Raw genomic sequence first — 15,501 nt, 5'->3', positions numbered from 1 at the left:
TATAAATGGGTAATGTACAAGTTGCTGTAGAAGCATGTTTAGTTCGTCTGATCACAGATACTTTATAAACTATTTTAATACTTTTTTGAATCCGTCAATGCGTAAGTCCTATAAGAGATCAATAAAATGAACAAAGAAAATCACTTAATGATTGAGCAACAAGGTAGTCTAGGCATGATCACCTTAGATCGAGTGACACATCTGAATGCATTATCACTAGCGATGATTGAGGGGATTCAAGCCCAACTTGAGCTTTGGCGAGATGATGCTGCTATCCAAGCGATTTTAATCAAATCGAACAGCCCGAAAGCCTTTTGTGCAGGAGGCGATATTCGCTATTTGTATGACAGTTATAAACTGGGCACGACAGATCATCAGGGGTATTTTAGTGCCGAATATAAGATGCTCACCACCATACGTGAGTACCAAAAACCTGTCATCGTTCTGCTCGATGGTTATGTGCTTGGTGGTGGTTTTGGCTTAGCGCAAGCCTGCCACATCATTGTGAGTAGTGAAAAATCACGCTTTGCCATGCCTGAAACAGCGATTGGTTTTTTCCCAGATGTCGGCGCTACTCATTTCCTATCGCGCTTGGATGACATAGGCGTGTATATGGCGATTACAGGTGAGCAAATCAGTAGCAGTGATGCCCTTTATTTGGATTTGATTGACTACCATGTACCGAGCGAAAGACTGCAAGCCTTGCAAGATGCATTGGTTGCAGAAGACGATTTAAGTCAACAAAACATTGAACATATTGTGAGTTGCTTTATCACCCGCCCAGCAGAAAGTGAATTGAAACAGTATGCTGAAGCGATTCGTAAACATTTCGGTTTTCAACATTTGGATGAGATTGAGCAAAGTCTTGTAAATGAACAAGATGAGCAGTTAAAAGAATGGGCAAGCAAATTACTGCATCTACTGCAACAACGCTCATTCGTAGCAAAACAAACTAGCTTGAAACTACAACATCTTGGACGTGGGCTTTCCTTACAGCAATGTATGCAACTAGAGCGTGATTTGCAGGATATTTGGTTTGAGCATGGAGACTTTATTGAAGGCGTGCGTGCACTGATTGTCGATAAAGACAAACAACCGCAATGGCAACAAGCCAATCCTGAACTAGAGCAAATATTAGAAAAGCTGAGCTAAGTACGGCTCATCCGATTGTTATCACAAAGGAGAAACACAAGCAGGACGTAGACTTTTGATCAAGCATGATCATCAGCATAAAAATTCAGAATAAAAATTTCCAAGAAAGGAAAATGAAGATGCAAACATTACATGGAAACGGTTCAAATCCTAAAAAGTCATCACATCGTTTGGCGGGTATCTCCAGTATGGTGGGTACCACCATCGAGTGGTATGACTTTTTTATTTATGGTGCAGCGGCGGCACTGATTTTCAATAAATTATTTTTCCCTAATCTTGATCCGCTTACAGGCGTACTCGCAGCATTTGGGACCTATGCAGTAGGCTTTATCGGACGACCTTTAGGTGGTTTAGTGTTTGGGCACTTTGGTGACAAGATTGGTCGTAAGTCCATGTTGTTACTGACTTTGATGCTGATGGGCATTCCAACGGTATTGATTGGATTGTTGCCTACCTATGAATCAATCGGCTATTGGGCTGCGATTTGCTTGGTCATCTTGCGTTTTATCCAAGGTATGGCAATGGGTGGAGAGTGGGGCGGGGCTGTGCTCATGGCTGTTGAACATGCACCTGAAGGTAAAAAAGGATTTTGGGGTAGTTTGCCTCAAGCCAGTACAGGTGGTGGTTTAATGCTGGCCTCAATTGCTCTAGGATTGGTATCCTTACTGCCTGAACAAGCATTGTTTAGTTGGGGTTGGCGTATTCCATTTCTCGCAAGTATCGTATTACTGGCTGTAGGTTGGTATATCCGTGTCAAAGTACCTGAGTCACCTGACTTTGAAAAAGTTAAAGAGCAAGCTGAGAATATTAAAGTTCCTGCGTTACAGGTCTTCAAACAACATCCAAAACAGTTGATTACGATTATTGTGGCACGTGCTGCTGAAAACGCATGGTTTTATATTGCATCAACATTTACTTTGGCTTATACCACGACCCAACTTGGAATCCCTCGACAAGAGATTTTGTTCGCTACCATTTGTGGTGCAGCAGTCATTCTATTTATGACCCCATTGTGTGGACATCTGTCCGATCGGGTTGGTCAACGCAATATGTTTATGTTTGGCTTATGCGTGTTGGCAGTATTTAGCTATCCATTCTTTAGTATGCTCAATACCAAAGACCCTGTACTGGTGTGGACTGCGATTGTATTGGCAATTGGTGTGGTGTTCCCGATTATGTATGCGCCGCAAGCACAATTGTTCGCGCGTCAGTTCCCTGCTGAAATTCGCTATAGTGGTATCTCGATTTCAGTGCAGTTGGCTGGTGTATTGGGTGGTGGTATTGCACCGTTGATTGCAACCAAGTTGTTGAGTGTCGGTGGTGGCAATCCATATTTGATTATGATTTATATTGGTTCGATGGCGATGATAGCAATTATTGCAACAACTTTTATGCCGCGTGACCGAATTGCTGAAACTTATCAGCAATCAAATGAGCTAGATTTAAAAACGAAGATTACTGAACAATCCTAGTTTGCAAAATCCATAGATAAGAAAAAAGCCCTAATCTTTCGACTAGGGCTTTTTAAATTTGGAGCGGGAAACGAGACTCGAACTCGCGACCCCAACCTTGGCAAGGTCACCGAGATTTATTCCATTAAATGACGCTAATTATAAGTATATGATTTAATTGATAGTATGTGTTTTTTGGTGGAGTAAAATTTTTAGTAATTTAGATCATTTAAGGGTATTTTGGTCACTTTATTTTAGACATTTTAGTTTGTAAAAGTCACCTATTTTTTGATACTGATTTTCATGAGAAATAACAATATTATATGATTTAATATAATGATTCTTAATCCTCATGAAAATGTTTTATATTCAATTCAATAAATGAATATTATGCTCAATCCTATTTTGGATCATTTGGATAGTTTCTGCTTGAATTTGTCCAGGTAATAGATCATGAGCGATATTGCTGAATCGGATTGCAACCTTACAAATCGAACTAATAATTTCATCGACTTCTTGGGCAGAAAGTTCCGCTTCCTGAGTACCAAGTTTTACAAGAGCTTGTCGAGGAATATCCAGTGCCTCACCCATGATATCCATTTGATGATATCCACCTGGCCCTTCACAGAAAGTAACATCATAGGCAGGGGAGAGTTTCCATTGCCCATTTTGGGACATCAGAAATGAAAAGTTTTTGCAATGATCATCTCGATTATTGAAGACTACATTGAAAACAGCTCGCTTGAATGCAATTGCTTTTTCGCGAACATCATTGGTGCAAAAGTGTGCAGCGCGAAGAAAGTTACTGTAGTCTAAACTCCCTGGTGATTTAAAATCAGCTCCGGTGAAGGCAGCTAAACTTTGCATAGGGATACGCATACCTTCATGGCGGTCAAATCTTTTTGATGCAAATGCGGTTAATCCATTCGGAAGAGTAAAATATTGAGTATCAGGGGTGTCAATATGACAATGACGCAAACATTCTGCATAGACAGCTTCAATTGCACAAACTTCAGGATGCTCTTGCTGAGCGGGAAATTTGATCAGCCATGCTTCATGTTGATGTGAGCTAACTGTTGAGAATTCGTTGGTGACAGGATCACGGTAGACGAGCGCTTTTGGCCTTGCACCTTGTGGAGATCCACCCATAATTAATAAATGCTGTAAAAATTCTGCACCTTCTCCTTTGAGAACTTCCTGAACTTCTTGAGCGAGTTTAATCAGTGGAATATTTTCAGTTAATGCTAACTCAGGTGCTGAAGGTTCAAAGGATAATGCCCCCATTGCATGTGTATTAATATACGTGAGTCGTTCTAATGGCCCAATCCGTGCTGGATTGAGTCCATTTTTTTTAAATAAGCGATCCATAAGAAGCATGCCCCAACCATCGGGTAGGGCATCATATATAGGACCTGGCAATCCCATTTGATGTGTAGGAAAGTTCGTTCTTAATGAGTCACCTTTTAATGGAAGTAGGTAAGAGGAAAGTTCTAAACCTTTACTGATCGCTTCTGCACTGTATTCAAAGGCGATTAATGGCCGACCTGTGATTGCGGTTGAGGAGACCAGTGTACCCCAAAGCCAATATTCACCCCATCCATTGTAGTAAACATTAAGTTTTTTGAGCATGCACTTATTTCCTTTTGATACGTTGGCGAGCCGTATTGCTCTCATAGCGGAGAATGTCATTTACACTGTTTAAATGAGGTTTGAAGAGTTCCTCTAATTCTTTTAATCGGCCCAATACCATGGCAACGCGTACTAAATTTTCAAATGAAACATTTCGACCAGCTTCCAGATTAGATACTGTATTCACACTAATACCAGCACGTGTAGCGACGTCTGCCTGAGTCATTTCTAGATAAAGTCGTTCTTTGCGAAGCCTTTCACATAATAAAGTAACAACCTCTTCAGGTTTTTTGAATTTTAAATCCATAATATTGGGTCTTATATCTATATATATCTATTAAAACACAAAATAATGGATTTATAAAATAAGCCATTTGATCGGTAAGGAGGGTGCTTAATTGGCCTGATTAGATCTTATTAGATTAAAGAAGTCTAATTAGACATTTACAATCTAATAGAGCCTAACAACCTGCTTTAAGCTCAATCAGTTTCGCCTGTTGTCGCGAGGAACCGGTATTTGCTATCAGGTTAATCTGGAATATCTGGTACAAGTGGTTTGGAGCAATGAGGTCGATGGGCAGCGCTTTGCCTTGCCTGATACCTTAATTTAGTACCGATTCACAATTTATTCATCATATTCTGAAAATATTGCTTCAATTTCATCCCACTGCGGCAATTTATACTTTTTTTATTCACTTCAAATTGTAAATCAATACTGCAAATTCTTGTTTAAATGATCATTAAATTTTGTGCTAACTTGGACAGACATTTTTGGCTAGTGGGACAAACAGTTATTGCTCTTTAAAATGATTAATTTAATCACTCACGCTTGGAAGTCTATATTAAATCATTACAGGAATGACTGGTAAACCACGAATAAGAATGCGTGGCAAACTTATCCAATAATTTGCATTAAAGATGAGAAACTATCATGAGATACATCAGTAGTTTGAATACCCCAAGTGCTTTTGCATCTTTATACTTGAAAGAGAACTTGATTCGCTCTTCCTCCTCATTCAGGCTAAAATTTTCTGTCCGTAATGCTAAATCCTGTAATGTGCTTTTGAGCTCTGTCTTGCTCTGCTGAGAGAGTTCTAAATGAAGATATTTTTTGGGAAATAGGCTATGAATAAAAGAAAGAAGTTTCTTCAGTTGCCGTTTTTCATTGAGTTCAAAAATTAACTGGGCTGAATTGGGCTGAACTTTTTCAAGATAAATTGAGTAGATCGTATGAAGCTGTTTTTTGTATTTACTTTGTACATTTGCATAACGCTCCTGAACATGTTGAATGACCTTTTTTTCCTCCTGATTGGTTGGCAACATGGTGACCAATGCATTCGGAGTTTTCCTTAAAAAATCTGTGGTAAATAACCTCGATGATTTTTTTTGGTTTACACAGGAGGTTTTCAAATGCTGGGCTCTAGCACGTAATTTTTGCGCGATTTGCAAAGGAATGGCTTCAGGTAACATAAGGTCTTGTTCTTTTTCTACTGCAAGAATGTGATGCAATAATTCAAAAGTCATCTCTGAGTCATGAGCTCCTAGCATCAGTGAATCAGGCGATTTCTGTTGACCTAGTTGAAATTGATGATCATGTTGCCTGTAACGGTCTTTAGTGAGTTGCTCAAATAAAAACTGTTTGATCGCCCGCTGCTGAACAGGATATTTAATAGAATCATCATGTTTCAGAATATTAAAATAGGCTTCTTTAGGAAGCGGGCTGTGCATTTGATTCAGCTGGTAGCTAATTGCTAGATGCATTAAATGCAGATAGCTTGAACAAGTGGTTTCAGGCGTTAGGTGCCCGGCAAAATGAGAAAGCGCATACCAGGTTTGCTGAGTATTTTTGTTTCGCAGCAATGCATAACGGATGCGTAGTTGATCATTTGGCGTATAGTCTGTAAATGCATCAGCAAGCGGTGAGTGTTTTAAAACCAGATAGAGATGATTAAATGCTGAATGACGCAGAGTATGGTAAGTAAAACTGTGTTCTCCAGAAGCAGACTGGATCAATTGTTTCAAGAGAGCATTGACTTCATTTTCGTGAGTTTCTTCTAGGGACTGTTTTAAAAATAGCGGTTGAGTAACTGATTTTCTTTGTTCTTTTAGCAGGCGTTTTCTATTCTGACTATATGTTTTAAATGCATGTAATTCATCGGCTTTAAGTAGATGATGTAAAGGAATCTTGCGGTAAGCTGAGTAGCTTTTTTGATTTTTATTGCGATTGTTGCGAATGGTGAGTATCACAGCATCTGCACCAATAAATAGATCACGTACGAAGATATTCAATGTTTCATTGATCCGTAGTCCGACTCTGAACCCCAGAATAAAAATCAGTTTAAATATATTTTTATCCTGAATTGAAATATCTTGAGTATTTTCGAGCTGCTCTAGCATGCGGTAAAAAATATGGGGCGAGATCAATGCGGTTCTGCAGATTTTTACTTGGATTAAACTATCCAGATCCACAGTGGGCGCGTTAAAAAATAATGTCTGTTTGTGATGAAACTCCTGTAGACGTTTTTGTAAAGTCTCTCTAGTTGTTTCCTTCCTTAATAAAAGCATTTCTCCATACAGATCTTCAAAATCAGCATTTGAAAATGATGAAATATCTTTGTCTTGCGTTGCCTGCAGCCAATGGACTGCAAACTGTGAAAACATGGTCTTCAGAGAACTTTGCTTGAGCGGCTGAAAATCTGCACGTATAAGCTTGCGCTTAAATCGTTGCTGCTGCTGAATAATATGATTGAGAAGGTCCAGTTGAGGTTCCGTTAATTTTGAACGTAGAATGCTCCACAGCAACAAACGCTCTAAGGCAGGAGACAGTTCTCTGGAATATAACCCTATGAGTTGATCTTTATAGTTTTTTGCACGAATGGCTTGACGTATTTCTACAAGAGTTTCTGCTATATCTGATGCGATATTGACTCTAGAGTGGGCCTGATGGTTTTCACAAGTATTCTCAACTTTAATGTTATTGGTGTGCTTTTGTTCAAACTGAACAAAATAAGCTTCTAATTGTTTTTCGAGAGGACTGGAACTGTAAATTTCATTTTTTAAGATACAAATGGACATTTGATCCAGTCCGCTGTTTTTCAGGAACTGTGTATAGTAAAAACCGTATTTTAACAGGTCTTTACAACGTAGCTTTTCCTCGGGGAAGCATTCAATAATACAAGCGTTAATCAGATGTTCTGCATCTTCAATATCCGAAAATAAATCAAACTTTTGATGTTTTAGTCTGTAGATCCAGCATTTCACAATGTCGTGTAGCACAAACGTTTTTGTATAGCTGACTGAAAAATCAGGGTCATTTATACGCTGATTACCGAAATTCCGGTTCGGGATTTCGAGTGTTACCATATGATTTAGGTTTAAAAAACTTTGAAATTTCTTTGTTTTTAAAATAATTTTTAAAAAAAATTGCAATTCGGCATGGTTATAAATGCCATTAAATAATATTGAACTGATCAAACAAAAAGCGAGGGATTGAGTTGGACTGAAGTCATTATGTTCTGTCCAGTGAGCAATCAAATTTTTGGCAAATTGAGTCACCTTTTTGCCATGTTTTAAGGTTTCAATATTTTGTAGTGGCAGAGACCTTTCGTACCTCACGGGGGCGGCAGGCACCGGATAGTGGTGATTCGATGAAAGATTAAAGCGCTTGATATATTTAGCAAATTCTATACGTGCGATTTGGTAGCTTCGGATATTTGACTTACAGTGCTCTAAAAGTCGATCGTCAACTTGTCGAAAAATTTCTGGATAATTTTCGGGTGTGAGTTCTGTGAATTTTTCGCTAAATAATTGCAAAAAAAACTTTTTTTTCTCTCTTTGCTTTTTTAATCGTTTTAGCGAGTGCGGATGTTTGCTCATGCAATAGTCATTCCTGTAAACGTAGACATGCTTTTAAGCGCTAAGATTTCGACCAGCTTGTCTTGTGCTGCTCTAATCTGATCGTAATCTATTGTCTTAAAACCTGAATAGCGGTCAAACAGTTCCTGCATAGCTTCATCATGACCAAAGATGCCATTTATTAGATCTTCATTGCAGTATTGGGCAAAAAAATAGCGAGCGAAATGGCGGGTCCAATTGCGCTGTAATGCTATTTCGGTACAGTATTTTTGAATATCAGAAAGTTCCAGATTTCGGACATATCCTTTCGAATCGTAAAATAAGAGCAAGAGACGTTCACCATCGAAGACCTCTTGGATTGCTTGTACTTGTTCTTGCGTCAAATAGGCTTTTGCGAGCTGCAGAAAATATTTCAAATACTTTAGGTAATGCTGTATTTCATCACGAAGAAAATTATTAAAAGGTAAATAGCGTCCAATGGTGCCTGAATAACGCTGCTCTTTATCTGCAACAGCCATCAATTTGTTGTCAAGGTCAATATAATCTAGACTGGGCGGGAAGGACTCACTCGGCCGTGCTGAAGTTGTCAACATGCAAATATGCCAAAGCCACATCGAATAATGATTTAAAGTCTGAAAGGGATTGAGATTATTCCTAACTTTGTGGTCAAGCTGGTAAAAAAAAGACTGGACGAATGGGAGATTCGGTACTTGCTGACTGCCAAACGTAATAGGGGATTTAAATTCCTCAATATATCCAGTGTCAAGCTGAGGGCAAACCAGATCAAGTGTTTGAATATAAATATCTAAGATATCAATAATTTTCGTTGAGAAATAATGGCATGGAGTGTAGTTATTAACATTTTCTCCAGCGAATAATTTACTTTCTAATTCATATCCTAGTTCATTCAATGTAATGTCACTGATTAAACGAGGAAGATTTTGAGTTGTTAAAGGGAAAGTAAGATCATCACTGATTCTACGTAGATAATCTTGTACATCAGAAGCAATATCAGCTTTATCCCAATTTTTTAACTGAAAGATTCGATCTAAATAAACTTTGGGTAAGGGGATGGTAAAAGAATTACCAATGTTGAGCATATATTCTTTTAATAATGCATCTTTAAATTTCGAATTATCAATACCTTGCTTGAAAAAACAGTTTTCATGACTAAAACGGATTTCTTTACTTCTTGAGCTTAGAAAGAAACGAGTTCTGAATACCAGTAGCTCTTCATAATGCGTGAAACTAAGTACTGAGAATAAAAGCAATGCATGAATTGGAGAGTTTTCTGCCCGTTCTAATAAAATTTGCATAATGTACTGTGCGGTAGGTAAATCGAAGACATGAGGATTTGACTTGCTCATTAATTCATTCTTGTTTTGATGCAGAATTCTGTTTTTGAGATTATTGATCTGAGCTGTAATAGAAGATTGCTCTAGTGGGTTGAATTCAAAATTATGGTCTTCAACTTTTTCTATAGTTTTATCCTCACGTGGTTGTTTTGCTATACCGCGTTCAAAATAAGTCTGATGTGTTTGCTCATCATCGATAGTTATTTTTGATGTTTTCCTAACATCGATTTGAGGAGGCTCCTGGGCGCTTGGATTATTTTGCCTGTGTCTTTTTTGCCGATCTGATTGCGTATGCGCATACGTATAAATAACGCGGATATTTGCCAATTGTCCAATTTGTTTTGCTGTTAATTTTGGAGTAGAACGTTCAAGTAAATTTTTATTCTCTGTTTCAGCTTTATTTAAAAACTCAAGTAGATCCTCCAACTCCATCGGGAGAGCTGGTAAGAAGTTATAAAGCCAATGGTATTCCCTTTTTCTGCAGGCTAAACGAAAACGCATACAAAGATTTGCTACGGTGGCTGCATGTTCTTTGCTATCAAGCAATTCAATACATCTAGTATTGAAAATGGCCCATTTCAGGGCATTAGCTTGATATGCTGAAGGGGTATTAATGACTGCAATAAGATAATGAACCAGAGGATATTCACTGATTGATTTTTCTATAAGTTTTTGATTTATAATATTGTTAAGTTCAATAATTTCAGTAGGTTTAATGAAGTCATTGAGTTTGATTGAATTTTGAAAACTTTCTAGCTTTGCTTCTGCCAGTGCTTGATAGAAGTCTCGAAATGGCTCAAGCTTTAATTCTTGAGTATCTTCTAAGTAACTATATCCGTTCATGATGATATTCCAGCCAGAATTTTTTCTAATGAAAGTGGACCAGCATAATTTGAAATAGAACTTACTGGACTTTGGGATTTAGATAGCCCTGATAATTCTCTTAGATGATTGATAGTTAAAACTTCCTGTCCGAAAACTTCCTGAAGATGTGCGGCTAAGTATTGTTCATTTAGCCAATGCGCGATGATATCTAAGCCATGAATTGAGTGATGTAATCCGGAACACAGTAAGGCCATTACTTCGCTTAAAGCCTGGATTGTGAATTCGTAGGAATTATTTTTCTCATAAGCTCTAAACGTAAATTCATTTTTATTCTTGTTGTAAAAATAGGCATAGATCCAGCTGAAATGACTACTAAAAAAATAGTGACCCAGTGTGTTAGTGGTAATGAGTGGAATGTCGATATTCTGTTTAAAAGCTAAATCAAGATGGTAGTTCTGTTGTTTATCACTCAATTGGAGGAATAAAGCTATCCATATTTGATATGCATGCATACATTTTGGATAACACTTTAAGTGCAGATTTTTTACAGCTACACGGTAATTTTGAATCCCCTTTTTTGATTTTGACATATTTTATTGTCTCGCAGAAAGTTTAGATCAGATCTAAATACTGATAAGTTTTTTTTAAAATTATTCTGTTAAATCAAAGGTTTTTTATTTTCCTTAAAATCTCTAAAATTAAAGTATTTATTGTTTACATTTATATTGTTCAAATACACACTAAAAAATTTGCTTAGTAGTTTCATTAGTAATAACCATCGAAAAATAATAATGTTTTAGGTTGTGTTACTAACTGAATCTCTAAAACTAAAGTCTTTAAGATTCAGTAAATATTAATTATTAGGGAAAAAAAGAAGGATGCCTTTTAGTATCCTTCAGTGATCCCAGTCTGCTAACCAGTTTTAAAAGTATCACATTAAGTTGTTGATAAAAATAGAATAAATATTTATTCTAATTGAGATTATTTTTTAAAAATTAGGCAGATAGCCTAAAAATTGTTTGAGTTCCGAGTCATTTTTAATACAAAAAATTACAATTAAATTTCGGCTGAGGTACATTGTGGCGTACAAGAAGTTTTAATTTAAATAGGTGCCAGTCCTGCTTTTTTTGTTAATATCGATTTAAAAATAAAAATCCTGTTGAAAGTGTATTATATAAATATCTTGTAAATATATAATGTTTATCAGTTTAAATTGGCTTTGTTGAACAAAGCTATTCTAAAAGGTTTCATCAGCAATATCATTTCCAAATGAAGAAACCTGAATCCAAAATCTATCGCACAACGAATTGTCTTATAACCAAGCTTTAATCAAGCGAGGAAATATTTCAATTTGGTTCGATCCCCAGACTCAATGGTATGCTCAGCCACAAGCTAAACATGCAAGAAATCAAACCTATTCTGATACAGCAATTCAGTGCTGTTTGATGATCAAATTTATCTTTCGACTTTTTTGCGTATGGTCACAGGCTTTGTGCAAAGCATTATTCAACTCAGTGAGTTAAATTAGACAGCACCGGATTATTCCACACTTTGCAGACGACAAAAGCAGATTAATATTGCGATCAGCTATCAAAAAAGTCATGAAGGACTACATCTATTAGTAGACTTAACTGGCCTAAAGTTTTTAGGCGAAGGCGAATGGAAACGCAAGAAACATCAGCCTGAATATCGTTGGCAATGGCGTAAAATGCATATTGGTATAGATGCTAAACCTTGCAAATACGAGCTATACAGCTCACAACAAATAATGTAAGTGATTCACAAGTCTTGGGTGATCTGCTAAATCAAATCTCATCTGATGAACTCATTGATTCTGTCTATACCGATGGAGCATATGATACGAAATTGTGCAGACACGTGATTTCAGATCGTCATGCACATGCGGAAATTCCTCCAAGAAAAAATGCAAGGTCATGGAATGATAGGAAATTGGGATCTTTAGAAAAAATGAACTATTGAAAACTGTCAAACCTCTAGGAAGAACGCTTAGCAAAAATGGCCTAGCTATCATCGGTGCAGTTTGGTTGAAACTAAGATGCATTGCATCAAATTATTGGGCGGTAAACTCAGTGCAAGAAGTTTTGATAGTCAGGTCAATGAAATTCATGCACCTTGCGTAGTAGTACTACTCATGCCTTAAATAAATTTACAGAATTAGGTCGACCTCAAACCCAAGTTGTCACTTAAATTTGAGCAACTTAGGAAAGCTATTTCTTTAAAATCTTTATACAACAAAGCCGATTGACTCTATATCTTCTTAATTTTATTATGCGATTGCGGGCACACATTGCCAGTCGGTTTTAGCAGACCGTTGATCCAGTACGGAAAATAGCTTGTCTATTTTTCGTGGACCTTCTCGTCCCCCTTTTATCTTTATGGTAGGACAGAAGGGGGACACCTTCGGGTGTGCTGGTTCCTTGGATCCCAGTCTGCTAACCCTCTTTTGTTCTGCCACCATTATTTAGCAGTGATATGGCAGAACTTCTTAAGATTCAAGGAGTTTCTCATGCTGTACCAATCTTTTCTAATTTGCGACTCACCCCATGTTCAACCTTGTTGTGCTTTGCAACGAGGGCGATACGGCTAATTTATTATTATTCGTCTGTATTCAAACAACATTTTTACAAGAACAATCCAACGGTGGATGGCTAAGTCACGCCTATAAAAAATAAACCTTTTTATATCTGCTGGTGATTGTGCATTGCATTGAACATGCGGGAAACAACCATGACTGAATTAAGCAAACCCAAAATCATACCTATTGAACACCGTCCACAAAAATCTAAGCTCTTTATAAAATGTGTGGTCTTACCCATCGTGATCTTTCTCATCGTTGCCAAAATCTTCTCTTTTGGTGCTTTCGGTTACATCTTCTTTGGCTTTGACCTGTTCTGGTTTGTGATCCTTTACTACCTTTATGAATATGGAAATACCTACTTTGACGGGATGACTGAACAACTCAAGCGTCAAGGAGAAACTTTTAACTACCAAAACCGTGGTGTTTGGATCAACAGCCAAGATAAAACCATTATTCTGTTTGATCAGCCAGATCAACGCCTCGTGAAATATCCCTTTGATTACATCACTTCCGTTGGACACTACAACTTAGTTGAAGATAATTTTAGAACCACGACCACTGTGATCAGCAATCCAATGATGGGAACACATGTCAATCAACAAGTTCATCGCACACCGATGAAACGAGAGTTTCAAGTCAATATTGGCACACGAGATCCATTCAAACCGAATTACAGTCTAAAAGTCCTATTTCCTTGGCGTAGTCCACAAATGGCCAGTGAAATCCGTCAGCTACTATCAGCGGATCATTATCAATAACTGATGTTAAACGATTAAAAATAAATAAGTATTTTACACGAGCACTTCTTGCGGGTAGCCAAAGCCCGTAGGAGATGCGAGGATCATTAAAATGAAATTTCGATTTAAACCTCTACTGATCAGCAGCATGACCTTGTTGATCATGCAGACTGTGACGGCTCAACCCCTGTCTACATCTAAGCCATTCACCTTAGAGCAGGGCTTAACTTGTCTGGATTGGGCCAAGAAAGAACAATCTTTGAGTAACCACTTAGCCTTGATGGGCACCGAAATGAAATGGCCATCTGGAATCACCTCATTACAGCAACAATTTCAACAGCAGTACCGCAAACAAAAGAGCAGCGTCATCAATGATCCTGATGATGAAAATTTCTGTGAAGATTGTCCTGAAACCGAAGTTTATTTACCCAATAGCAAAAGCAATCCCATCAAAAGGATTGAAACCTTAGTACACGTCAGTGTTGCAGGGGCAAAAACTGCAATCTATCGTGCTGATGACATTAATAACACCAAACAAAAGATTGAGGATGGATTAAAGATTCAATTTAGTCGCTATAGCGGACAACAATTGAAAAGCTTTAAACAGCAATGGGATAAAGCTTCAATGCATGATGATCAAAACAGAAGCAAGACCCACAAAGTCTTTCAGCAATATCCACATTTAAAGGTCTTTGATGGAGAGGTTTTCAACAATCAAAAGGTCTACACCCCCAAACAAATTTATATCTATAGCCAGCCCTATAAAAGAGATGTATCTGATCCGAATGACATGATTGCTTTTATTAGCCTTTATGACAATCCAGTAAATCCATCACAACACATCTTACAGTGTGGCTTTATTGACAATGTGTTTTAACAACTAAATTAAGAGTCTATTCAAATGAAAAAATTAATAATTGCAGGATTATGTTTAAGTCTTTCAACCTTGGCTAGTGCAGGCGTAAAAGAAAGCTTAGTTGGTAAACGATTGGTCTTAGATTTACCCGATGTAGAATGTGCAGGCTTGTCCTTTTCCAAGAATGGAAAAGATGCTGCAATGTATGCAGAAATAGGGCAATGCCAAGATCCATTACCATTAAGAGTAAAATGGTTAGATGACAAGACTTTCATTTTGATTGAGAAAGTACGAACCAATGAAGTTTCTCCACCACGTACTTATTTATACCTGGTAAAAAGCTACAAGAAAAATGGTGTTGAATTGACAAATATCTCGACAGGTTGGGGAGATCATAAAGATACGACCATCAGTTATTATTTTAAATAAAGAGAAGGATTGGCAGCTTAGAGCATGCGTTAAAAAACAATCAATCAACGATAAGTCATAGGTTTAAAACAATGAACTACTACGCAGAGGACCCCTTCTAGGTAATGTGACCTAGGAGGCAATATGAAAAAGCTGAAATTTCAGTACCTACAACCTGAAAATACTCACCCTAATGACGGTATACGACAACGATACCCTCATCTGAGAAATGTGTATCATAAAAAGTTCAGTACACTTCAAGAGCGTAGTTTTTATTTTCTTCATTTGATTGAATATAAGAACTATCCTTTAAAACTTCGTGTTGCACGAGGTACGGGCTTGCCTGAAGAATGGGATGATTTACCTGCTTATGTCTATAAAGTTGCAAAAAGTTGGAAGCATAATTCTAGAAGACGGAAGCAATATTTTAACAACAACCAAAATAGTAAAATGAGTAAAGAATAAGCTGACTAAAAGATAGAAATTGGAGCTATTTCTCCATTACTTTTTTGGATATATTTAAGGCTTTGTTGCACAAACCTATCTGTAAAGGCTTTTTCAGCGATATAATTTTCAAATGAAGAAGCCTACACACAAAATCTACCGCACAACCAATTGGCCCGCATATAACCGA

Annotated in this window: 11 protein-coding genes and 2 pseudogenes; 8 read left to right on the top strand and 5 right to left on the bottom strand. The window is 37.4% G+C overall.

What is annotated here, in order from left to right; translation table 11 throughout:
* Positions 1-126: 126 nt before the first annotated feature.
* Positions 127-1,152 carry an enoyl-CoA hydratase/isomerase family protein gene (locus tag ACSC97_RS15185; protein ID WP_406517940.1) on the top strand — a complete coding sequence of 342 codons (1,026 nt, stop codon included), beginning with the start codon at positions 127-129 and terminating at the stop codon, positions 1,150-1,152.
* A 119-nt stretch (positions 1,153-1,271) separates the two neighbouring features.
* The gene (locus tag ACSC97_RS15180) at positions 1,272-2,624 is read left to right on the top strand and encodes an MFS transporter (protein ID WP_004956729.1); all 1,353 of its coding nucleotides are present in this window, start codon (positions 1,272-1,274) and stop codon (positions 2,622-2,624) included.
* A gap of 348 nt (positions 2,625-2,972) precedes the next feature.
* On the opposite strand, the gene ACSC97_RS15175 is transcribed toward ACSC97_RS15180, so the two are convergent.
* Positions 2,973-4,232, bottom strand: coding sequence for a type II toxin-antitoxin system HipA family toxin (locus tag ACSC97_RS15175; protein ID WP_000914409.1), 1,260 nt, complete (start codon positions 4,230-4,232; stop codon positions 2,973-2,975).
* Positions 4,233-4,236: 4 nt separating this feature from the next.
* Entirely contained in the window at positions 4,237-4,539 is a 303-nt protein-coding gene (locus ACSC97_RS15170) for a helix-turn-helix transcriptional regulator (protein WP_000364388.1), read from the bottom strand.
* A gap of 196 nt (positions 4,540-4,735) precedes the next feature.
* Here ACSC97_RS15170 and ACSC97_RS15165 point away from each other — a divergent pair.
* Positions 4,736-4,840 (top strand): annotated as a pseudogene (locus ACSC97_RS15165) (hypothetical protein); the annotation flags it as partial.
* 304 nt (positions 4,841-5,144) lie between these two features.
* Here ACSC97_RS15165 and ACSC97_RS15160 read toward each other — a convergent pair.
* Genes ACSC97_RS15160 through ACSC97_RS15150 form a run of 3 tightly spaced genes read right to left on the bottom strand, consistent with a single transcriptional unit; the run spans position 5,145 to position 10,779 of the window.
* Positions 5,145-8,108 (bottom strand): site-specific integrase, encoded by a 2,964-nt coding sequence (locus ACSC97_RS15160; RefSeq protein ID WP_000033773.1) that lies wholly within the window; start codon positions 8,106-8,108, stop codon positions 5,145-5,147.
* Positions 8,105-10,285: a hypothetical protein gene (locus ACSC97_RS15155; RefSeq protein WP_001014911.1), complete on the bottom strand. Its 2,181-nt coding sequence runs from the start codon at positions 10,283-10,285 to the stop codon at positions 8,105-8,107. Before ACSC97_RS15155 ends, ACSC97_RS15160 begins: the two co-directional genes overlap by 4 nt.
* The gene (locus tag ACSC97_RS15150) at positions 10,282-10,779 is read right to left on the bottom strand and encodes a hypothetical protein (RefSeq protein WP_000543471.1); all 498 of its coding nucleotides are present in this window, start codon (positions 10,777-10,779) and stop codon (positions 10,282-10,284) included. Before ACSC97_RS15150 ends, ACSC97_RS15155 begins: the two co-directional genes overlap by 4 nt.
* Before the next feature lie 757 nt (positions 10,780-11,536).
* Here ACSC97_RS15150 and ACSC97_RS15145 point away from each other — a divergent pair.
* From ACSC97_RS15145 to ACSC97_RS15125, 5 genes and pseudogenes are all read left to right on the top strand, one after another.
* A pseudogene (locus ACSC97_RS15145) lies at positions 11,537-12,475 on the top strand (IS5 family transposase).
* 540 nt (positions 12,476-13,015) lie between these two features.
* Entirely contained in the window at positions 13,016-13,624 is a 609-nt protein-coding gene (locus ACSC97_RS15140; RefSeq protein WP_002159601.1) for a hypothetical protein, read from the top strand.
* A 91-nt stretch (positions 13,625-13,715) separates the two neighbouring features.
* Positions 13,716-14,480, top strand: coding sequence for a hypothetical protein (locus tag ACSC97_RS15135; RefSeq protein WP_000672051.1), 765 nt, complete (start codon positions 13,716-13,718; stop codon positions 14,478-14,480).
* Between the two features lie 24 nt (positions 14,481-14,504).
* Positions 14,505-14,888, top strand: coding sequence for a hypothetical protein (locus ACSC97_RS15130; RefSeq protein WP_000733361.1), 384 nt, complete (start codon positions 14,505-14,507; stop codon positions 14,886-14,888).
* 123 nt (positions 14,889-15,011) lie between these two features.
* Positions 15,012-15,332: a hypothetical protein gene (locus ACSC97_RS15125; RefSeq protein WP_000734101.1), complete on the top strand. Its 321-nt coding sequence runs from the start codon at positions 15,012-15,014 to the stop codon at positions 15,330-15,332.
* The last annotated feature ends 169 nt before the right edge of the window (positions 15,333-15,501 follow it).

It is taken from the genome of Acinetobacter sp. P1(2025), assembly GCF_051390655.1.
In the GTDB taxonomy this organism is placed as follows: domain Bacteria; phylum Pseudomonadota; class Gammaproteobacteria; order Pseudomonadales; family Moraxellaceae; genus Acinetobacter; species Acinetobacter junii.
This window is presented reverse-complemented; position numbering and strand designations above follow the sequence as displayed.

Coding starts and splice junctions, on each gene's coding strand:
- ACSC97_RS15130 (WP_000733361.1), top strand. CDS start 14,505: ATGAAAAAATTAATAATTGCAGGATTATGTTTAAGTCTTTCAACCTTG.
- ACSC97_RS15175 (WP_000914409.1), bottom strand. CDS start 4,232: ATGCTCAAAAAACTTAATGTTTACTACAATGGATGGGGTGAATATTGG.
- ACSC97_RS15150 (WP_000543471.1), bottom strand. CDS start 10,779: ATGCATGCATATCAAATATGGATAGCTTTATTCCTCCAATTGAGTGAT.
- ACSC97_RS15155 (WP_001014911.1), bottom strand. CDS start 10,285: ATGAACGGATATAGTTACTTAGAAGATACTCAAGAATTAAAGCTTGAG.
- ACSC97_RS15125 (WP_000734101.1), top strand. CDS start 15,012: ATGAAAAAGCTGAAATTTCAGTACCTACAACCTGAAAATACTCACCCT.
- ACSC97_RS15160 (WP_000033773.1), bottom strand. CDS start 8,108: ATGAGCAAACATCCGCACTCGCTAAAACGATTAAAAAAGCAAAGAGAG.
- ACSC97_RS15170 (WP_000364388.1), bottom strand. CDS start 4,539: ATGGATTTAAAATTCAAAAAACCTGAAGAGGTTGTTACTTTATTATGT.
- ACSC97_RS15135 (WP_000672051.1), top strand. CDS start 13,716: ATGAAATTTCGATTTAAACCTCTACTGATCAGCAGCATGACCTTGTTG.
- ACSC97_RS15140 (WP_002159601.1), top strand. CDS start 13,016: ATGACTGAATTAAGCAAACCCAAAATCATACCTATTGAACACCGTCCA.
- ACSC97_RS15180 (WP_004956729.1), top strand. CDS start 1,272: ATGCAAACATTACATGGAAACGGTTCAAATCCTAAAAAGTCATCACAT.
- ACSC97_RS15185 (WP_406517940.1), top strand. CDS start 127: ATGAACAAAGAAAATCACTTAATGATTGAGCAACAAGGTAGTCTAGGC.